Annotated in this window: 20 protein-coding genes; 16 read left to right on the top strand and 4 right to left on the bottom strand. The window is 52.4% G+C overall.

What is annotated here, in order from left to right:
* The first annotated feature begins 93 nt into the window (after window positions 1-93).
* The 3 genes from uraH (at window position 94) to J4377_RS14495 (ending at window position 2,460) form a co-directional block, all read left to right on the top strand.
* On the top strand, window positions 94-447 hold the full coding sequence (uraH, locus tag J4377_RS14505) for a hydroxyisourate hydrolase (RefSeq protein ID WP_120386401.1): 354 nt from the start codon (window positions 94-96) through the stop codon (window positions 445-447).
* 82 nt (window positions 448-529) lie between these two features.
* On the top strand, window positions 530-1,729 hold the full coding sequence (locus J4377_RS14500; RefSeq protein WP_120386402.1) for a urate hydroxylase PuuD: 1,200 nt from the start codon (window positions 530-532) through the stop codon (window positions 1,727-1,729).
* Between the two features lie 14 nt (window positions 1,730-1,743).
* Window positions 1,744-2,460 carry a GntR family transcriptional regulator gene (locus J4377_RS14495; protein ID WP_038477893.1) on the top strand — a complete coding sequence of 239 codons (717 nt, stop codon included), beginning with the start codon at window positions 1,744-1,746 and terminating at the stop codon, window positions 2,458-2,460.
* Between the two features lie 95 nt (window positions 2,461-2,555).
* Here the strand turns inward: J4377_RS14495 and J4377_RS14490 are convergent, their stop codons facing one another.
* From J4377_RS14490 to J4377_RS14480, 3 genes are all read right to left on the bottom strand, one after another.
* Window positions 2,556-4,022 carry an NCS1 family nucleobase:cation symporter-1 gene (locus J4377_RS14490; protein WP_038477890.1) on the bottom strand — a complete coding sequence of 489 codons (1,467 nt, stop codon included), beginning with the start codon at window positions 4,020-4,022 and terminating at the stop codon, window positions 2,556-2,558.
* Window positions 4,023-4,089: 67 nt separating this feature from the next.
* The gene (locus J4377_RS14485) at window positions 4,090-5,460 is read right to left on the bottom strand and encodes an NCS1 family transporter (RefSeq protein ID WP_038477887.1); all 1,371 of its coding nucleotides are present in this window, start codon (window positions 5,458-5,460) and stop codon (window positions 4,090-4,092) included.
* A gap of 192 nt (window positions 5,461-5,652) precedes the next feature.
* On the bottom strand, window positions 5,653-6,408 hold the full coding sequence (locus tag J4377_RS14480; RefSeq protein WP_038477886.1) for an aspartate/glutamate racemase family protein: 756 nt from the start codon (window positions 6,406-6,408) through the stop codon (window positions 5,653-5,655).
* 309 nt (window positions 6,409-6,717) lie between these two features.
* Between J4377_RS14480 and puuE the strand changes: the two genes are divergently transcribed.
* The 9 genes from puuE to J4377_RS14435 all read left to right on the top strand — a co-directional run bounded on the left by puuE (window position 6,718) and on the right by J4377_RS14435 (window position 14,786).
* Window positions 6,718-7,665, top strand: a complete 948-nt coding sequence (puuE, locus tag J4377_RS14475; protein ID WP_038477885.1) for an allantoinase PuuE — start codon at window positions 6,718-6,720, stop codon at window positions 7,663-7,665.
* Window positions 7,666-7,676: 11 nt separating this feature from the next.
* On the top strand, window positions 7,677-8,501 hold the full coding sequence (locus tag J4377_RS14470; protein WP_038477883.1) for a bifunctional allantoicase/(S)-ureidoglycine aminohydrolase: 825 nt from the start codon (window positions 7,677-7,679) through the stop codon (window positions 8,499-8,501).
* 112 nt (window positions 8,502-8,613) lie between these two features.
* Window positions 8,614-9,105 (top strand): ureidoglycolate lyase, encoded by a 492-nt coding sequence (locus tag J4377_RS14465; protein ID WP_038477881.1) that lies wholly within the window; start codon window positions 8,614-8,616, stop codon window positions 9,103-9,105.
* Between the two features lie 92 nt (window positions 9,106-9,197).
* Window positions 9,198-10,046 (top strand): glutathione S-transferase N-terminal domain-containing protein, encoded by an 849-nt coding sequence (locus tag J4377_RS14460; RefSeq protein WP_120386404.1) that lies wholly within the window; start codon window positions 9,198-9,200, stop codon window positions 10,044-10,046.
* 97 nt (window positions 10,047-10,143) lie between these two features.
* On the top strand, window positions 10,144-11,628 hold the full coding sequence (gene pyk / locus J4377_RS14455; protein ID WP_253486027.1) for a pyruvate kinase: 1,485 nt from the start codon (window positions 10,144-10,146) through the stop codon (window positions 11,626-11,628).
* 3 nt (window positions 11,629-11,631) lie between these two features.
* Window positions 11,632-12,399, top strand: coding sequence for a molybdate ABC transporter substrate-binding protein (modA, locus tag J4377_RS14450; RefSeq protein ID WP_198348915.1), 768 nt, complete (start codon window positions 11,632-11,634; stop codon window positions 12,397-12,399).
* Complete coding sequence (gene modB / locus J4377_RS14445) at window positions 12,399-13,067, top strand: molybdate ABC transporter permease subunit (RefSeq protein WP_253486026.1); 669 nt, start codon at window positions 12,399-12,401, stop codon at window positions 13,065-13,067. The genes modA and modB overlap by 1 nt, the downstream gene beginning before the upstream one ends.
* Window positions 13,060-14,265, top strand: a complete 1,206-nt coding sequence (locus J4377_RS14440) for an ABC transporter ATP-binding protein (RefSeq protein ID WP_253486025.1) — start codon at window positions 13,060-13,062, stop codon at window positions 14,263-14,265. Before modB ends, J4377_RS14440 begins: the two co-directional genes overlap by 8 nt.
* Window positions 14,262-14,786 (top strand): DUF192 domain-containing protein, encoded by a 525-nt coding sequence (locus J4377_RS14435; protein WP_038477864.1) that lies wholly within the window; start codon window positions 14,262-14,264, stop codon window positions 14,784-14,786. The genes J4377_RS14440 and J4377_RS14435 overlap by 4 nt, the downstream gene beginning before the upstream one ends.
* 18 nt (window positions 14,787-14,804) lie before the next feature.
* Here the strand turns inward: J4377_RS14435 and J4377_RS14430 are convergent, their stop codons facing one another.
* Window positions 14,805-15,671: a DMT family transporter gene (locus tag J4377_RS14430; protein WP_038477861.1), complete on the bottom strand. Its 867-nt coding sequence runs from the start codon at window positions 15,669-15,671 to the stop codon at window positions 14,805-14,807.
* A gap of 249 nt (window positions 15,672-15,920) precedes the next feature.
* On the opposite strand from J4377_RS14430, the gene J4377_RS14425 reads away from it, so the two are divergent.
* From J4377_RS14425 to J4377_RS14410, 4 genes are all read left to right on the top strand, one after another.
* Entirely contained in the window at window positions 15,921-16,931 is a 1,011-nt protein-coding gene (locus tag J4377_RS14425) for a DctP family TRAP transporter solute-binding subunit (RefSeq protein ID WP_120386408.1), read from the top strand.
* A 64-nt stretch (window positions 16,932-16,995) separates the two neighbouring features.
* Entirely contained in the window at window positions 16,996-17,475 is a 480-nt protein-coding gene (locus J4377_RS14420) for a TRAP transporter small permease (RefSeq protein WP_038477856.1), read from the top strand.
* Window positions 17,465-18,766 (top strand): TRAP transporter large permease, encoded by a 1,302-nt coding sequence (locus tag J4377_RS14415; protein ID WP_198348917.1) that lies wholly within the window; start codon window positions 17,465-17,467, stop codon window positions 18,764-18,766. Before J4377_RS14420 ends, J4377_RS14415 begins: the two co-directional genes overlap by 11 nt.
* Window positions 18,767-19,191: 425 nt before the next feature.
* Window positions 19,192-20,166 carry a TAXI family TRAP transporter solute-binding subunit gene (locus J4377_RS14410; RefSeq protein WP_038477850.1) on the top strand — a complete coding sequence of 325 codons (975 nt, stop codon included), beginning with the start codon at window positions 19,192-19,194 and terminating at the stop codon, window positions 20,164-20,166.
* The last annotated feature ends 60 nt before the right edge of the window (window positions 20,167-20,226 follow it).

Here is a 20,226-nt window from a genome sequence, read left to right as displayed (position 1 = left end):
AATGGTATCAACGGTACTCTTTGACCGATAGGTTAAGTCGGTCAGCTGTTATCAACAACAGTAAACAACAACTGTGATTATTAAGGAGTTGCTATGGGACGGTTAACGACTCACGTACTCGATACCGCTAAAGGACAGCCCGGCCAGGGGATTACCATTGACGTGTTCCGCCTAGCAGGCACCACGCGCGAACACTTGTGCAGTGTGATTACCAACAGCGACGGTCGTTGTGATGCGCCTATCTTAGAGGGTGATGCCCTCACGGTAGGCGAGTACGAGCTGGTTTTCTACGCGGGTGACTACTTGCGCGCCCAAGGCATCGCCTCTCAAGAGCCGCGCTTTTTGGACGTGATTCCTTTACGTTTTGGCGTTGCAGATGCCAGCCAGCACTACCATGTGCCGTTACTGCTATCCCCTTATAGTTACTCTACCTATCGCGGTAGCTAGAGCTTGGCTATCTTTTTGCCGCTTTTTGCCTAGCCTGACATTCGCTCGCTGAGTTACCAGGTAAACCTGCTAGGACTTGTTTATGCAAGCATATATTATTGATTTTGCTAACTTATTGTTACGCTGGTTGCACGTTATAGCAGCCATAGCCTGGATCGGTGAGTCGATCTATTTTGTCATGTTGGATAATGGCTTAAGAACGCCGAAAGCAGCCGAAGATCGTGAAAAAGGCGTTTTTGGAGAGATGTGGGCCGTGCATGGCGGTGGTTTCTACCATAATCAAAAGTATGCTACTGCGCCTGCCAAACTGCCGAATGACCTTCATTGGTCGTTCTGGAAAGCCTATACGACATGGCTATCGGGTTTTGCCTTGTTCGTTATTCTCTATATGGCAAACCCGGGCTTCTATCTAGTTAACCCCAACAGCAACTGGGCGTGGGCGGCGAGTATGACAGGCTGGCAGGCCAATCTACTGGCGCTGGCCTTCTTGCTCGGCGGTTGGGTGGTTTATAACGAACTCTGTAAACGCATAAGTCCTAATATGGACCGCGACGGTCTTCTCAGCGTTGCCGTTGCGGTGATGATGATAGTGGTCGCCTATTTAAGCACTCAGATGTTCACAGGACGTGCCGCCTTCCTATTAACCGGGGCTGTGATGGCCACCGCCATGTCAGCTAACGTGTTCTTTTGGATTATTCCCGGTCAACGCCGTATGGTGAAAGCCATGAAGGCAGGTGAGGCGCCTAATCCATTAGATGGCAAGCGGGGCAAGCAGCGTTCGGTACATAACACCTACTTTACGTTGCCGGTAGTACTGTTGATGGTGAGTAACCACTACTCTTTCATCTACTCCCATGAGCTTTCCTGGGTGGTCATGGTACTGTTTATTTTTGCCGGTGCCCTTATCAGGCAATTCTTTGTATTAATGCACGCAGGAAAAACGCAGCCAGCCTATCCTGCGGTTGGGATAGGGCTTATTCTATTAGCGTTTTGGGTAGCCGCACCGAGCCCAGGTGCTGGTAATGTGAGCGCGTCTGGTGCGCCCAGCCAAGCCCAAATTTCAGGGTTAATTGATCAGCATTGTAGTCAATGCCATGCTCGCAACCCTGAGCATGCCGGTTTTTCAGCGCCGCCTGCAGGCTACGCGTTTGATACTTGGGATGAAATCCTGGGACATCAAGCGCAAATTAAGCAAGTTGTCGCGAGTCGATATATGCCACTTGGCAACATCACCAACATGAGTGATGAAGAGCGCGATATTATTGCCGCGTGGGAGGAGTGATTAAAGGAGATCCTATGAGTGATGCGCAGGCGGCGTTAAAGCAAAGACCCGCAGAAAAAGAAGGCGAGGAGCGTCACGAGTCAATCTATCGCGCGGTTAGCGATGCCATTGTAGAGCAGCGGCTAAAACCGGGGGCTCGGCTGCGCGAAGACGCCTTGTCAGACGTCTTTGGTATCAGCCGTACCGGTATTCGTAAAATCTTGCAACGCTTAGCATTAGAACAGTTGGTAACGCTCACGCCACGTCGGGGAGCCAGCGTAACACGGCCTACCGCCGAAGAGGCCAAGGATGTGTTCGACGCACGCCAGATGATTGAGTGTGGGCTAATGCCTGATGTAGCAAAGCGGATTGGAGAGAAAGAAGCCGCTGAACTACGGGAAATGGCTCGTCAGGAGCGTCAAGCGCTGCGCAATGGCCAACAGAGCATCGCTATCCGCCTGTCTGCTGACTTTCACGTGCGCCTTGCCCAGCTTTCGGGTAACGCAACGCTTGCTGAGTTTGTTGAGCGTCTGTGCTCACGCTCGTCGTTGATTCTGGCGGTTTACGGTCATCGTGGCCACTTAGGCTGCGAATCCCACGATCACGATGATTTGATCGGCTATCTAGAAGCGGGCAATGGCGAGCGTGCGAAAGCGTTTATGAGCCGCCATCTCAAAGCGATTGAAGCCTCACTTTCGATGGTTGAAGAAGAAGAGAATGTGCCAGACCTGCAGCAGATTTTTGGTGGTTAAGCAGGTTAAGTAGTCATATATAAGCAGTGAAAAAGCCCAGGCCTTTAGGCCTGGGCTTTTTTGTGAAGGTAGGAAGTTTAATGCTGTGTGAGTGCTTACATCGCAGGTGCTGGGACGGCCTTAAACTGGCGCATTAAACCATAATAGAACAGCCCACCTAACCCTGCGCCAATCAGCCAACCAAAGCCGCCAAGGCTTTCGAACGCGGGCACGATGACCGTAGAGAGCGAGAATAACGCTGCACCGCCGAAAGCAATCAAGGCGCGGCTATTCCAGCCATTAACGTAGTAGTAGGCGCTGCTGGGCGCTGAAGAGAATAGCTCTTGCATATTGAGGTGTTGGCGTTTGATCAGGTAGTAATCCACCACAATGATGCCGTAAAACGGCGCTACTATGGCACCTAAGGCGTTAACGAAGCCGGGTACGCCGATTTGGCTAATCACCGAAATCCATAGCGCACCGACAAAGAAGGCAATCACTGCGGTAATCAGGCCACCTATTTTAAAACTGATTTTGCTGGGAAACAGGTTGGCCAAGTCGTAAGCCGGTGGAATAAAGTTAGCGACCAGGTTGATGCCTACAGTGGCCGCGAAGAAGGTGAGGGCAGCCACAATGGTCAATGGTAGTGAATCAACACGCTCAACAATGTCGGCGGGATTGGTCAGCGCATCCCCAAACAGTACCAATGTGCCAGCCGTAATGATTAGCGCAATAAACGAGAAAAATGCGACGTTTAGTGGCAAGCCCAGCAAGTTGCCAAGTTTCATTTGGCGCTCGGTTTTGACAAAGCGAGTGAAATCGCCAAAGTTAATCACTACCGCTGCAAAGTAGGCCACCATGGTGCCAACAATTGCTAGAAACGCCCCAAGACTACTGCCACTTTGCTCACCGCTACCGCTAAAAATAGTGCTCACTGCGGGTAGCAGTTCACTTCCGGCCTGGAACCATACAATGATCATCAGTACGACCATCACCACATAAACCAGCGGCCCAGCCCAGTTTAGAAAGTGTTTGATACGCTCAATGCCCTGCCAGAAAATGGCAATTTGAAATAACCAAACAATCACGAAAGACAGCCAAGCGACCCCAGAAAGGCCCAGAAAAGTGCTGCCATTGTCAGCCCCAAACAGGGCTGTGATGAGCAGCGCCACTGCCGTTGAGGCAAAGTAAGTCTGTACGCCGTACCAAAAAATACCAACGATAGCGCGTAACAACGCTGGCAGGTTAGCCCCCCGTACCCCCATGCTGGCGCGAACCATAACAGGAAAAGGGATGCCATATTTGACGCTTGGTTTGCCGGTTAGGTTGACCAGGAACATGACAATGACCCCGGCAAGAATGATGGCTGCCATCACTGCCCAGCCATTCAGGCCGTAGGACAGAAACAGCGATGCCGCTAAGGTGTAGCCAAACAGGCTTTGAATATCATTCGACCACACGTTGAAGATTTCAAACGCGCCCCAGTTACGGTCTTGGGGCTTTAAGGGCGCAAGATCTTCATTGTAAAGAGTGGGATCAATTTGCTTTATATCGAGATCACTGCTGGACGGCTGCTTATTCATGGTTAACGCTCTCTTGTCGGAAACGTTTGCCTGCTACGCACAGCGAGCAGGCAGACACGCATCATGGTTACTGGGTAAAACGTTGGCAGGCAGGCCAATGCTTCATCAGTAGGTAATAGGTCAACCCGGCAGGAATAAGGCTGGCGTACCATGAGACCGAAGAGAATGTCAGCGCGGCCACAATGCCGACTACCGTGGCAATTAAGGCGGCTTTGTTGACGCCTTGATAGGGGCCAGAAGGGTCGTATAGTTTACTAATGTCCAGTGTGCGACGGCGGATGATGTAGTAATCGACGACGAGAATGGCAAAGATAGGCCCAAGAAACGCAGAGTACGTTTGTACGAATAGCTGCAGACCAGCAGCCGACTCAGGCTGAACAAGTTTCCATGGGAAAGTGGCAAATGCCAGTAGGCCTACAATAACGGTGGCGACCGGAAACTTAAGTTTGAATACGTCCATTAATACGTAGGTGGGGGGCACCACATTATTCAGTACATTCGTGGTTACCTGTGCAAAGGCGATGAATAGCAGTGTGGTCATTAGCAGGGGCGTGTTGTCTACAGCGTTAGCAAATACCTGAATGGGGTCTGCTGTGCCTGTCGCCTCTGACACCATGTAGCCAATCAAGCCCATAAACAGCGTACAGGGCAGAATAGACATGGCATAGATCGTTGTTAATAAGCTTTGGCGGGTGCCTTTCTTGTGCTCTCGTGAATAGTCGCTAACATTCAGCATCATGGTGCTATAAATGCCCAGAAACAGCATGGTAGCGCTCCAGAACGGCAAGCCCCAAGAGCCTTCCATGGTCAAAATGCTGGCCGACAGCTCATCGCCGTAGCGTTGCACCGTGGCGTAGAACATATACATCAGCGAAAGCAAAATAAAGACGCTGCCTATATTCTCAAGCCATTTAATCCCCTGAAAGCCCAGTACTGACAAACCAATCTGCAAAAATTGGAAGGTAATAAAGTAGAAAATCAGATTATCGAAACCGAACAATGTGGCAGACACCATATTGAGCGCGCCTGCGCCTATCCAGCTTTGAAAGCCGTACCACACCACCGCTGGCACAGCCCTTACCAAGCCAGGAATGCGGGTGCCGGTAAAGCCAAAGGCGCTACGCGCCTGCACCATAAAGGGAATGCCATATTTGTAGCCAGCTGCGCCATTAACTGCCAGCGCAATACCGATTACAAAGCAGCCAATCGCTATAGCGAGTGTTGCCTGTAGTAGGTTTAAGGTGCCCACCACGCTTGAACCCATGGCAAAGGTACCAATTGAGACGCATCCACCAAACCAGGCTAAAAAGTAGGACGTTCGCCCCATGATTCGCGTGCTTTGCGGTGCTAGGCTTTCTGCGCCGATGGCTTTGTCAGCTATTGCGGTGTTCGCAACGGGAGGTTCTTCTGACGTAAGAGCAGGGTTGGAGTTGCTCATGTTTCCGTCCTCGCAAGATTGTCGGTGTTATTGGCAGCTTGAGCGCATTACGCGCCCAAGCGATGCTTGCGGCATGGCGTGCTAACGGGAGTACAGTTATTTTTGAAGTTATTGTTTTTAAGATCTGTTTTTAGGATCTGCTTTTAAGGTCATTCTTTTAAGTCATGGCTACTACGTGTTTTTTAGTGATATTTACCTGGGTAAGGGGAGGTGAAGGTCGGAGAGTGCAGAGAACTTGCCGGTAAATGCTTTCGGGCGCGGGTAGTCCAGGTCGCCATGTTTGCTGGTGTGGAGACCTAGGCTAACCAACGATTCTGCAAGCTTTAATGCGGCACTAACGCCCTCTATCACCGGTAAGCCAACCTCGCGGGTGATCTCTTCCGTTAAATTGGCCATTCCGCCACACCCTAAAACGATGGCACCAATGCCGTCTTCATCGCGGGCGCGGCAGCACTCTTCGACAATGCGGGTAAAGGCGGCATCAGGGTGATGTTCAAGATCGAGAACCGGAATTTCTGCAGCGCGTATGCGGCGACAGTGGTGGCGGAACCCATACTGCTCAAGTAAGTGTTCTGCAATAATACCAGTGCGTCCTAACGTCGTTACAATCGAAAAGCGGGTGCTGACCAGCGTGGCTAAATGAAAGGCAGCTTCCGCAATGCCGATGACAGGCGCGCGGGTTAACTCTCGGGCTGCGAGTAAACCAGGATCGCCAAAGCAGGCCACCACGTAAGCATCGATGCCGCCTTCACGCTCTCCTTTAAGAACTTCTTCGGCAACGCCTACCGCGCTAATGGCCTCGTCAAAATGACTCTCGATGGACACCGGTCCCGCATCAGGCTGGGTGGCGGTAACCGTTGTTGATGCCGCTGCCTGCCGCTGGGCGGCTTGATGAATGGCAGCCGTCATTGAGGCTGTTGTGTTTGGATTGATAATGCGTATATGCATGTTGAATCGCTCGCTGGTAGACAAAATTGAGCATCTTGTATACGAAAATAGGGCGGTTTTGCGTGGATCGCAAGCCTTTTTATGCGGTTTAAGTACCAGCATTGCTTGACCAAATGTTCAGGTTTCAACAGGTTAGCGACTTGCCTACTATAAAATGCTAACCATCTCAGCTAATTAAGCGGTTATTGGATTGCGGTTGTTCTATAAAGTCGCTATTTTGTATACAATTATTTTCTGTATTGTAGATCTTTAATTTCAATAAAATGCTCTGCAACCCGCTATCTACAATCGTATAAAAGGAGCCGTTGAATGCCTCATTCATCTAATCGACCATCGAATGCTTACTCTCGCGATCTGGTGGGATATGGTCGTACCCCCCCTCATGCTAATTGGCCAGGCAAGGCGAAAATTGCTGTTCAGTTTGTGCTTAATTATGAAGAGGGCGGGGAGAATTGCGTCCTTCACGGCGACTCAGGCTCCGAACAGTTCCTGTCGGAAATCATCGGTGCACCGGCTTATCCGGATCGCCACTTGAGCATGGAGTCTATCTACGAGTACGGCTCCCGCGCCGGGGTGTGGCGCATTCTGCGTGAATTTGAAAAGCGTGATTTGCCTCTCACGGTGTTTGGCGTTGCCATGGCGCTGGAGCGTAACCCTGATGTCGCCCAGGCATTTCAAGAGTTAGGTCACGAGATTGCCTGTCACGGCTACCGCTGGATTCACTATCAGGAAGTGCCCGAGCACGTTGAGCGAGAGCACATGCAGAAAGCCATGGAGATTTTCCAGCGTCTTTACGGTGAGAAGCCACAAGGCTGGTACACCGGGCGCGATAGCCCCAATACCCGGCGCTTAGTGCTAGACGAAGGCGGTTTCCTTTACGATAGCGACTATTACGGTGACGATCTGCCATTCTGGACCTCTGTGACCGATAGTCAGGGTAGTGAGCATAATCACCTTGTTGTGCCCTATACCTTAGATACTAATGATATGCGCTTTGCTGCCCCGCAAGGCTTTAATACCGCGGATCACTTCTTTACCTATCTGCGTGACGCCTTTGATGTGCTTTACGCGGAGGGCGATGATTCGCCAAAAATGCTCTCTATTGGTATGCACTGCAGGCTATTAGGGCGTCCTGGACGCTTCCGCGCGCTGCAGCGTTTTTTAGACCATATCGAGGCCCATGATCGCGTATGGGTAGCACGCCGTGTGGATATTGCTCGTCACTGGGCAGAACATCATCCCGCTCCAACCCGCTAAAAGGCAAAATAATGAATAAGTCTCCTTACTACGCCCCTACGGGGGGGCATCCGCCACAAACACAGCTAACCGCTGACCGTGCCGTGTTCACAGAAGCGTATGCGTTGATTCCCAAAGGCGTGATGCGCGATATCGTCACCAGCAACTTGCCTTTCTGGGAAGGCACTCGGTTATGGGTGCTGGCGCGTCCGCTTTCAGGCTTTGCTGAAACGTTCTCTCAATACATTATGGAAGTACAGCCTGAGGGCGGCAGTGAAAAGCCGGAGCTAGACCCCCAGGCCGAAGGCGTACTGTTCATTGTGGAAGGTGAGTTAACGCTTACTCTGGCGGGTGAGCGCCACACGATGCGCCCCGGTGGCTATGCGTTTCTTCCCCCAGGTAGCCACTGGCAAGTGCGCAATGAGTCATCTGCTCCCGTACGTTTTCACTGGGTGCGTAAAGCGTATCAGTTTGTGGAGGGGCTAGACGTACCGAAGGCTTTTGTCACCAATGAGCAAGACATTGCTCCCCTCGAAATGCCGGGAACCGAAGGTCGCTGGGCAACCACGCGCTTTGTTGATCCTGCTGATGTGCGCCATGACATGCACGTCAATATCGTGACTTTTCAGCCAGGTGGCGTGATTCCTTTTGATGAAACTCACGTGATGGAGCATGGGCTTTATGTGTTGGAAGGGAAGGCGGTGTATCACCTTAACCAGCAGTGGGTTGAGGTAGAGGCTGGCGACTTTATGTGGCTTCGCGCATTCTGCCCTCAAGCGTGTTACGCCGGCGGCCCAGGGCCATTCCGCTACTTACTGTACAAAGATGTCAACCGCCACGCCGCACTCAAGCTCTAGCATTGAGCTCAGGCGGTTAAGTTCTGGTATATAAGTTCTGGTATATAAGTTCCGGCGTTGGCTGCTTCGCTGTGTTGTTATCCGGAGAAGCAGCCTATTTTAGGATTTTATAATGATTAAATTGATAGCCGAACCGCTAACAGCTGAGGCGTTTGCGCCTTTCGGCGATGTGATAGATGCCCGTACGTCGGCGTCGTTTCCCATTAATGCAGGTCGTACCCAGCGTCACCACGACCTAGCACGTGTAGAAACGCTAGGTGACAACGCCCATACGCTGATTAATATTTTTGTCAGCCAGCCGATTACGTTACCGTTGGAATTAACTTTCTTAGAGCGCCACCCTCAGGGTAGCCAGGCCTTTATGCCGCTGCATCAAGAGCGCTTTATTGTGGTGGTAGCCCCCCCTGGCGACACTATTAACGCTGCAGATGTACGCGCGTTTGTTACTGATGGCCGTCAGGGCGTCAATTATCGGGCAGGCACCTGGCATGCTATTCAGTCGGTGCTTGAGCGTGAGGGCGAGTTTTTAGTGGTAGATAGGGGAGGTGATGGCAATAACTGCGATGAGTACTCGCTTGATATTACCGTTACTCTAGGCGAATAACTTGCGCTAACAGCATACGGTTGTCATCTTGCTCAGGTTAGCTTTTGACTGAACGAGAAAAATAGAGCGCACATTGCGCGTAGGAGACCAGCATGTCACAAGCCCACCGTTTGCCAAAACTACTCAAAATGCTGCGTCACTACGACGATCCAGTCAGCGGTGCGGATTTGTCTGAAGCGCTAGGTATACCGCTGAGTGTTCTCTACAAAGATATTGCTGTGCTTAGAGCCGTTGGGGTCGAGATTGTTAGTGAACCAGGCCAAGGCTATGTGCTCCCGCCTAGCGCTCAATTACCTCCCCCAACGCTTTGCGAGCCAGCCGCCGAACGGTCTGACGAACTGGTTTTCTATACGCATCCCCTTTCGCGGGGAGGCATTGTGCACTGGATGCTTGAAGAGCTTGGTGTGCCTTATCGCTTAGTGGTCCTGGAGTACGGGGCCACAATGCATTCGCCAGACTATTTAGCCATCAACCCGATGGGCAAGGTGCCGGCTATTCGCCACGGTGAGCGAGTGGTCACGGAGGCTGCCGCTATCTGTGCTTATCTTGCCGATGCCTTCCCCGAGGCGGGTTTGGCACCGCCGCTTTCAGCAAGAGACGACTATTATCGCTGGCTATTCTTCGCTGCTGGGCCGCTAGAAGCTGCTGCCTCGCTTAATAGCTTGGGCTTCCAACCTAATGCAGAGCAGCGGATGCGGCTAGGTTCTGGCGACTTTGCGACGGTGATTGAGGCTCTGGCTGCGGCCGTCAATGGACGCCGCTACATCGCTGGTGATGCTTTTAGCGCCGCCGATGTTTATGTCGGTTCCCACATTGGATGGGGAATGCAGTTTGGAACCCTTCCACGCCGTCCTGAATTCGAACACTACTGGGCGGGGATGCAAAACCGTCCTGCACGACAGCATTGCGAGATGTTCATCCAGCAGGCATTGGCACAGTAGTTGCCCTGTAAATGGTGACGCGCCAGAGGTAGTTGTCCCCACGCTGATGAACGTTTATTAAGTTTTTATTCTCATTCTATTAATAATTAGGAAAATTATGAACGCACTGCACTTCTCTTCGATCCGTCGTACTAAAATTGTCGCCACCCTGGGCCCCGCCAGCGACCGGGAAGGTGTCTTAGAAGCCATGTTAGCGGCGGGTGTTGATGTGGTGCGTTTAAATTTCTCGCATGGCACCGCGGATGATCATCGTCGACGCTTAATGCGCGTGCGCGAAATTGCTGCTCAGCTGGGCCGAAGTGTCGCGGCGCTGGGTGACCTTCAAGGCCCTAAAATTCGCATCGCGCGTTTCAAAGAGGGCGCTGTGGTTCTTCAAGAGGGCCAGCCGTTTATTCTCGATATGGCGCTTGATGGTGATGCGGGCGATGTGCACCAAGTGGGCTGCGACTACAAAACCTTGGCGCAAGATGTGACGACCGGTGACCGCCTACTGCTAGATGATGGTCGTGTGGTACTGGATGTCACACGAGTAGATGGCCAACAGGTACACACCGACGTGGTTGTGGGCGGTAAGCTCTCCAACCACAAGGGTATTAACAAACAGGGCGGTGGACTTTCTGCTCCCGCGTTGACCGAGAAAGATAAAGTTGACCTAAAAACCGCTGTTGAAATTGGTGTCGACTACCTTGCTATCTCATTCCCCCGGCATGCGGAAGATATGTTAGAGGCGCGCCGTCTACTCGGTGAAGCAGGTAAAGATATTGGCTTAGTTGCCAAGGTAGAGCGTGCTGAAGCCGTAGCGGATGAGGCAACCCTTGACGGCATTATTGAAGCATCAGAAGCGGTCATGGTGGCGCGTGGCGATTTAGGGGTTGAGATTGGCGATGCCAAGTTGGTCGGCGTGCAGAAGCGCATGATCAAGCGCGCGCGTTCGCTTAACCGCGCTGTGATTACCGCCACGCAAATGATGGAAAGCATGATTTCTGCGCCTCTGCCTACCCGCGCAGAGGTATTCGACGTTGCCAACGCAGTACTGGATGGCAGTGATGCGGTAATGCTTTCCGCCGAAACGGCTGCAGGTGATTACCCACTGGAAACCGTTGAGGCGATGGCACGAGTATGCTTAGGCGCCGAACGTGAGAAAACTGCCCAAGAGTCAGGACACCGTATTCATGAAGGCTTCTCGCGGCCAGACGAAACCATTGCACTTTCGGCAATGTATGCTGCCAATCATATGAAAGGCGTTACTGCGATTGCCTGTATGACCTCCTCGGGTTATACACCGCTAATTGCCTCGCGTATTCGTTCAGGCTTGCCTATTGTAGGACTTGCCCACACCCCCATTGCTCAACGCCGTATGGCGCTTTATCGTGGTGTGGTATCACTGCCGTTTGATACCTCAGCTATGAGTGCCACAGAGTTGAATGACGAAGCACTGACGCTGCTGGTCAAACAGGGTGTTGTTAAGCTTGGCGATCATGTGATACTGACTCGAGGTGATCATATGAATGCTCATGGCGGCACCAACACCATGAAGATCATGGCAATTACCGAGCAGCATATTGAGCAAGCGCAGCGCTGATTGATGCGAATCCTGCTATTAACGTGTTTACTGTTTGTTACTGCGCCTGTGTTTGCAGGCGCACCTATCATTGCGGCTGCTTCTAATCTGCAGTTTGCGTTGGAAGAGGCTGCGCAACGCTTTACTCAGCAAACGGGTCATGCTCTGCGCCTCAATTTTGGTTCCTCCGGAAATTTTCGCCGCCAAATTGCTCAAGGAGCCCCCTTTGAGTTGTTTCTCTCGGCGAACGAAGCCTTTGTACAAGCGCTTTATCAAGAAGGCCACGTCGATAACGAGGGCGTTATTTATGCCCGTGGTCGGCTGGCGTGGGCGCAGCCTAAAGGAAAGTACCCACCCCCCGATGCACACACGCCGCTTGCTGGTGTTCATGAGGCGATTGCCGCACTTGAGGAGGGGCAGCGTCAGCGTATCGCGATTGCCAGCCCAGAACATGCGCCTTACGGAGTTGCTGCCCAAGAGGTATTGCAAAAGGCTGGGTTGTGGGAAACTACCGAGCCATTGCGTATTCAAGGTGAAAATGTGTCGCAAACGCTGCAGTTTGCCCTGTCGGATGATGCCCGTGGTGGGTTAGTGGCGAACTCTTTGGTGCTGGCTTCAACACTCAGCGAGCGAAGTGAGTTTGTCTTGATTCCCGAAGCGTGGCACACGCCGTTGCGTCAACGTATGGTACTTACACCTCAGGCAGGAGAGGTGGCACAGGCTTTCTATGCATGGCTTCAGCAAGCAGACGCGCAGGCTATTTTGCAACAGTACGGTTTTAATACAGATTGATGGACTGGACGGCGCTCTCGGTATCGCTGCACTTAGCAGGCTTGACCTGCCTCTTTTTGCTGCCCGTTGGGGTGTGGTTAGGCCGTGCATTGGCTACCGCACATTTTCGCGGCAAAGGGCTGTGCGAAGCGCTAGTGGCGTTGCCGTTAGTGTTGCCACCCACCGTGCTCGGCTTTTATTTGCTACAGCAATTTGGCCGCGACGCACCCTTGGGCAGCGTTTGGGCCTCGTTCACAGGGGGCGGGCTCAACTTCACTTTTAGCGGTATCTTGCTAGCCTCATTAATCGCTAATTTACCTTTTGCAATTCAGCCTATTCAGCGGGCGTTTGAGAATGTGCCCACTAATCTGCGTGAAGCGGCTTGGTGCAGCGGGCTGAGCCCTTGGCAGACCTTTTTGCGCATTGAACTACCGCTGGTATGGCCAGGCATTCTTTCCGCTATCGCATTAACATTTGCCCATACATTGGGAGAGTTTGGGGTGATTTTAATGGTCGGTGGTGCGATTGATGGGGAAACCCGCACGTTAGCGATTGCTATTTATGATCGGGTACAGGCGTTTGATGAGCAGGGGGCCGCACGTATGTCAGCGCTGCTGCTATTGGTGTCGTTAACAACCCTAGGTCTGGTCTACGGGCTTGCAGGCAGGCGCAGGTGGGTTCGTGGCTAAAGTGATCACTGGTAGCGGACTGGAGGTAATGGCCAAGCAGCGTAGTCCGATACCACTGGACGCGGCATTTAGCTGCCCAGCGGGCGAGCTTCTAGCGCTGGTGGGCCCGTCCGGTAGTGGCAAAACCACGTTACTGCGTACTATCGCTGGCCTATATCAACCAGGGCAGGGCCATGTGGCATGTTTGGGCAGCACTTGGTTAGCAACTGAACGGCGCTACTCGCTTACCCCCCAGCAGCGAAAAATCGGCATAGTGTTTCAAGATTATGCACTGTTTCCCCATCTTACTGCACTAGCGAATGTCCAGCTTGCCCTGGGACATCTTCCCCACTCTGAACGTACGCTCCGTGCGAAGCAGTGGCTTGCCAATGTGCGTTTGGAGGGGCTGGAAAAGCGCTTTCCCAGCGAACTTTCTGGCGGCCAGCGCCAACGCGTGGCGCTGGCACGCGCCTTAGCGCGTGAGCCGCAGGTATTATTGCTAGATGAACCCTTCTCAGCTGTTGATCAGGTGACCCGACGCCGGTTGCAGCGAGAACTGGCGCTGTTGCGTCAGCAAATATCGATTCCCATTATCTTGGTTACCCACGATTTAGAAGAAGCCACTGCACTAGCAGATCAAATCTGCGTGCTGCATAACGGCGTAAGTCTTCAGCAGGGGAGCCCCGAAGCACTATTTCGGCGGCCTGCCTCGCCGCTGGTGGCAAGGCTTTTAGATCGCCACAATATTTTCGAGGGTGAAGTGACCAGTGTTAATGGCCAGAAACGGCTGCAGTGGGGGGATCGCTACTTAGAGGTTGCCTTAGGCCTTTCTGATCTGCCGCAGGGTGAGAGAGTAACCTGGTACTTACCGCCTTCCGATATTGTGCTGCATCGCCGTGGTCGACCTTCACAGGGTGAGCGTGAAAACCCTGTGGCCGCTACTGTGCATGAAATGGTCGTTCTTGGCGGTATCACTTCAATCTCGCTGCGTGTTTTGCATGGCGATATGCTACGTTTCGATATTGCCACCCATGCCGCTAGGCGCAACCAGCTAGCACTGGGAGAGCAGGTATATGTGTCACTGCTGGCTGAAGGCATTCATATTATGTCAGGAAAACATGTTGCTATGTCGTCACGCCATATGTCCTCAAATAACCTGTCTTCAAATAGCCAGTCTTCTACTAATATGTCCTCTCATCAAAAAAGGAACTTGTCATGACTGTTACTCGCCGTCAGCTACTGAAGACGTCTTTGGGTGTTTCACTAGCGGCGAGTTTACCGTTGCCGCTGTTGAGCGCTTGGGCTGATGAATCTCGCCAAGCCTCGACATTGCCGCTGGCGATTCACAGCCAGGAAGGCCCGCATCGATTAGACGTTGAAGTGGCCGAGACCGCCGCTCAGCGACAGCGCGGCTTAATGGAGCGCGAGCACCTGCCTGAAGCGCGTGGCATGCTATTTCGGTTTGAGAGCGAACAGCCCGCTGGCAACGCCTTTTGGATGTACCGCACGTTAATCCCGTTGGATATTGCTTTTATTAACGGAGAAGGGCGCATTGTGGCGATCAACACCATGCAACCCTGTGCGTCTGATACCCCCCGTGAGTGCCCCGCTTACCCAGCCGGTGCGTCTTACCATGCCGCGCTGGAGGTTAACGCAGGCTACTTCGCTGAGCGCGGTATCCAGGTGGGCGACTGCGTATCAGTCCCTGCTTTGGCAGGGTTTTGCCGCCCTGATGCATAGTGTGCCGATACCGGCGTACTACAGTGGCTTTGCTGGGCGACGCTTACCAACGTTGAGTACGATCAGGGCAATACCGGCTACCACAAGCCCCCCGCCTACCAGCTTATGAATACCTAGGCTGTCGCCCATCAACAGCGCGCCCAAGCCAACAGCAAGTACTGGCACCAGCAAGGTCATTGGCACCACGCGATTGACAGGATGGCGGCGTAGTAAGGCATACCAAATGCCGTAAGCAACAATTGATGACATTACCGCGGTGTAAGTCATCGCTCCCCACCCGCGCCAACTCGCTTGCTGAATGGCCTGCCACTGGCCAGTTTCAAATAGCCAAGACCCTAACGCGACCTGAGGAATCGCAAACAGCGCTACCCAACCCGCCAGTGCTAAGGGAGCGATAGGCGGACCGCGCTTAATCAACAGTTGGGAAACTGCCCAGCCAAAGGCGCTTAACAAAAGAATAGTCAGCGGCAGTGGTGAGGGCAGCGTTGGTCCTCCAGCGAGCACAATAACGCCAGCGAAAGAGAACAGCAGCCCCGCGATGCGTTTTGCCCCCAGTTTTTCTTTAAGAAACACCACCGCCAGTAGCGTGGCAAAAGGCGTGCCCATCTGCACCAGCAGTGCTCCAGTGCCTGCTTCTGCTTGGCCTAAGCCGATAAACAGCAGCGCAAAATGTAGGCTGCCAAATGTGAAGGAGAGTAAGAGCAAAAAAGGCAACTGAGCTCGAGCGACAGGGTAGAAAGGCACTAATAGAGCAGCGACCAGCACAAAGCGCAGGGTCGTCATTAGTAGTGGCGGTAGCTCCGCCACGCCCACCTTTATGACAATGATATTCAGCGCCCAAATGGCGATGACGAATAGGCCTAACAACAGGTCGCGTAGTGGCACGTTGATATCCGTTGGTAACGATTTAACAGTGGCTTTAGCATATCAGTAAGCGCTACTGCAGCGTAATGGCACGGTGTTCATCCATCTGCAGTTAACGGCGAAATGCTAACGACCGGCTTCCTTTAAACTCATGAGTGCCTACAATAGAGCGTTGCCTGCTTTAGCGCTTATTTTGTAGCAAACAGCAGCACACTGTGGGTAGATAATAGATATCGCTGGATACCAACTGATAAAAAAGGATCGACAATAATGACGCTGACACGCTCTATGGCTCGTTTAACGGTAGGTTTAGCTGGTGCGGCCTTACTCTCGGCTTCTTTCTCTACACAAGCACGTGAACTCTCAGTTTCCACTGTTTTGTCTGATGCTTTCCCATGGGGGCAGGCGGCGGAAAAGTGGGCGGAGTTGGTGGAAGAGCGCAGTGGTGGAGAACTAACGCTGCGGGTTTACCCGAACTCTCAGTTGGTTTCCGGTGACCAAACTCGTGAGTTTTCGGCCATGCGTTCGGGGCTAATCGATGCTGCGGTAGGCTCGACGATTAACTGGTCGCCTCAGGTTCCTGAACTGAATTTATTCTCTTTACCATTCTTTATTCCCGATGAGGCTGCTGTGGATGCGGTTACTGGCGGAGAAGCGGGTGAGTTGGTCTTTGCAGCGATTGAGTCTCGCGGTGTTATGCCGCTGGCCTGGGGCGAAAATGGCTTCCGCCAAGTGTCAAACTCCCGTGGGCCGATTAGTCAGCCAGAGGATTTGGATGGTCTGAAAATCCGCGTGGTTGGCTCACCGCTGTTCCAGGATACCTTCTCTGCCCTTAACGCAGATCCGACGCAAATGAGTTGGACAGATGCTCAGCCAGCGTTAACCACTGGCGCGGTTGACGGGCAGGAGAATCCGCTTTCAGTATTTGATGTCGCACGTATTGATCAGGTGGGTCAGGAGCACTTAACGCTTTGGAACTACATGAATGATCCGCTGATTTTTGCGGTTAACCAGCAGGTATGGCAGTCGCTTGATGAAGAACAGCAAGTGCTGTTGCGTGAAACGGCCATTGAAGCGGGGGAGTGGGAAATCGCGATGACGCGGGAGGAAGAAAGCGAGCGCTTGGCGGCTATTCAAGAGCGTGGTGTGACGGTTACTGAGTTAACCGATGAACAGTACCAAGCCTTTGTGGAAGCCACCCAGTCCGTTTACGAAAAATGGGCCCCGCGCATTGGTGAAGATGTGGTTAACGCGGCTCGGTCGGCTATCGACGCACGTTAATAACTCCTTAGTGTTTTAACTGCCGGCCTACAGGGCCGGTAGTTTTTTCTATTGTGAGGCTGCCATGAAAGGCTTTCCCGATGCACGCCCTGAACGTTGGCTGGGCGCGCTGTCACTTATTATTATTTCGTTGATTAGTTTGGGAAATGTGGTCACACGTTACCTGACTGGCGGCTCATTCTCGTTTACCGAAGAATTTTCCGTATTTTTGCTGGTGGTGCTTACCTTCGCAGGGGCATCGGTGGCGCTTAGGCGAAACCGTCATATTCGTATTGGTTTTTTGGAGCGGGCGCTACCTGGGCGCTGGCGCAGCGCACTTATTCTATTTCAAGCGCTATGTGGGGTAACCGTTCTGGGCTTGATCACTTGGTATGGTGGAAAGCTAGCCTGGCAAGAGTACCAATGGGAGTCGCTATCGCCGGGGTTAGGGTTGCCTCAGTGGTGGTACTTAGTATGGCTTCCGATATTATCCTTTGCCATGGTATGGCGTCTCGTTCAGCAAACCCGAGATCGACTAAACGGAGGGCTGGATAATGACGCCTGATATTTGGATGATTCTTGCCTTTGCCGGATTTTTGATATCGGGTGTGCCCGTGGCATTTTCGCTCGCGTTAGCTGGCTCGGTAGGTATTGTGGCTGGGCTTTCGCCAGATATGTTGGCGACGCTAGGCACCAATACCTATAACAGCATTGCCAAGTACCCTTTAATCGCGATACCGCTATTCATACTGACAGGACTGATTTTTGAGCGCTCTGGTGTGGCGTTACGCTTGGTACGCTTTGCTCAGGCACTTATTGGGCCTCGTCATGGCGGTCTGGCGCTGGTCGCGGTGCTGGTGTGCATGATTATGGGGGGCATGAGTGGGTCAGGCCCGGCGGATGCGGCGGCAGTGGCTATGGTAATGCTGCCAAGCATGACAAAAGCGGGCTATCCAAAGCCATTTTCCGCAACCCTTATTGCCGCATCGGCATCCACCGCTATTCTAATCCCGCCTTCCGTGGCGCTAATTCTTTACTCGATTGTGGTGCCCGGTGTCGATCTGCGCGCGTTATTTGCCGCAGGACTTTTTCCAGGCATTTTGGCAGGGCTAGCGCTGCTGGTGCCTGCGATGATCGTTGCTAAGCGTTACGGCTGGGAAGGAACACCGGTAGCAGGTGCTGAAACCTTGACCGTGCGTACGACGTTTAGGCAAGCGTTGCCCGCTTTGTTTGCTCCAGTGCTTATTTTAGGGGGGCTGCGCTCAGGCTTATTTACTCCAACAGAAGCCGCCGTTGTAGCGGTTGCCTATGGCACCATCGTGGGGTTGTTTTTGACGAAAGAACTTTCGTTACGTGACCTATGGGAATTGTTAGGAGAGGCCGCGATTATTTCTGGAGTGGTGATGTTGATTATCGCTCTAGCGGGAATTTTTGCTTGGGCTGGTACAATGCTGGGGACTTTTCGTCATTTGGCAGAGTGGATTATTGGCTTAACGGACAACGGTGTTTTGCTGTTGGTGCTGGTCATGCTAGCAGTATTAGTCGCTGGCATGCTGCTTGACGCTATTTCTATCTATCTCATCATGATGCCAGTGCTGATACCCGTCATGCAGCACTTTGAATGGAACCCGGTTTGGTTCGGCATTCTGCTAGCTATGAACATTGCAATTGGTCAATTTACCCCGCCGGTTGCGGTGAATTTAATGGTAACCACAGAGGTTGCCAAAATCCGTTTGGAAGAGACTTTAGGGTGGGCATTGCTATTTGTTGTGGCGATGGGATGTGCGCTTGCTCTTGTGGCCATTTTTCCAAGTATTGCGCTGTGGTTGCCATCTGTACTTGGTTATAACGTCTAACACACCTATGCCTGACGTCATTCGTCATAAGATGTTCAATCCGATATACGCTATGCGAATACGGCATGGCTATTAACGGTAACTAAACGTAATTCATCGGTAATCTAAGTATGTTGTCTGAGCTGCTTGTGGTAGGCAATGCCATCTACCGTGTGCATTGCCTCTAAGCATTAAGTTTATCTGTTGAACAGTAGGACTTAATTGCAAGCACTAGGATGTGTATGGGCGTTATATCGGTAATGACTTGCCGTGTATTTCGCCAAGTATGTTTTTTTTCGCTAAAGTAGTAAGTGTCGGCTGTATTAGTCGGCGTTGATAACAGATTGTCTTGAAAACGTTTTGGCAGAAAAACACCTGAGGGAACCGTTCAGCAGGTGGAGTTAAAGCGAATAACGCTCACAACATCAAGATAAAGAGGTGTGTCCATGAAACGCCATGTATTTTCCACTGCCGCCTTCTCCGGCGCGCTGATTGCGGCCGCTACGTTTGCATCTCCTGCGGTTGCACAGGAACGCTTCATCACTATCGGTACCGGTGGCCAAACAGGTGTGTACTACGTAGTCGGTCAGTCGATCTGTCGATTGGTGAACCGTCTGGAAGACGCAGACATCAAATGTAATGCACCTTCTACTGGTGGCTCAGTCGCCAATATCAATGGTATCAAATCCGGCGAATTGGATATGGGTGTCGCTCAGTCGGATGTTCAGTACCAAGCTTACAATGGCACCGGCAATTTCGAAGGCGAGGCCTATGAAGACCTGCGCGCGGTATTCCGTGTACACGGTGAGCCTTTGACTCTGCTTGCGCGTGCTGACTCGGGAATCGAAACACTCGATGACCTGGAAGGTAAGCGCGTCAATATCGGCAACCCAGGCTCTGGGCAGCGCAACACCATGGAAGTGGTGATGAGGGCGAAAGGTTGGACCGAGGACTCTTTCTCGTTAGCGTCTCAACTTGATGCCGCCGAAATGGCTGCCGCGCTTGCTGACAACAACATCGACGCTATGGCCTATGTCGTGGGTCACCCCAATGGAGCCATCCAGGAAGCGACCACCACCGTTGATTCGCATCTGGTACCTCTCAACGATGAGACGGTTCAGGGAATCGTTGACGAGTTCCCGTACTATTCCATGTCAGTCATTCCAGGTGGATTGTACAAAGGTAATGACGAAGACGTCGAAACTTTCGGCGTCGCAGCGACCTTCGTGACCACCGCTGAGACCGATGAAGACATCATCTACCAGACCGTCAAGGCGGTATTCGATAACTTCGATCGCTTTAAGCGCCTGCACCCGGCCTTCGAGAACCTCGACCCCGAAGACATGGTGACCTCTGGTCTGTCGGCGCCACTGCATGAAGGTGCCGCCCGTTACTACCGTGAACAGGGCTGGATCGAGTAACCGTATAGCTTGACGTACTGTTACCTTGGTAAGAAATGCGCGGCTACCCCAGGGTACCGC

Origin of the sequence: Halomonas sp. XH26 (assembly GCF_024138895.1) — a bacterium.
Classification (GTDB): domain Bacteria; phylum Pseudomonadota; class Gammaproteobacteria; order Pseudomonadales; family Halomonadaceae; genus Vreelandella; species Vreelandella alkaliphila.
This window is presented reverse-complemented; position numbering and strand designations above follow the sequence as displayed.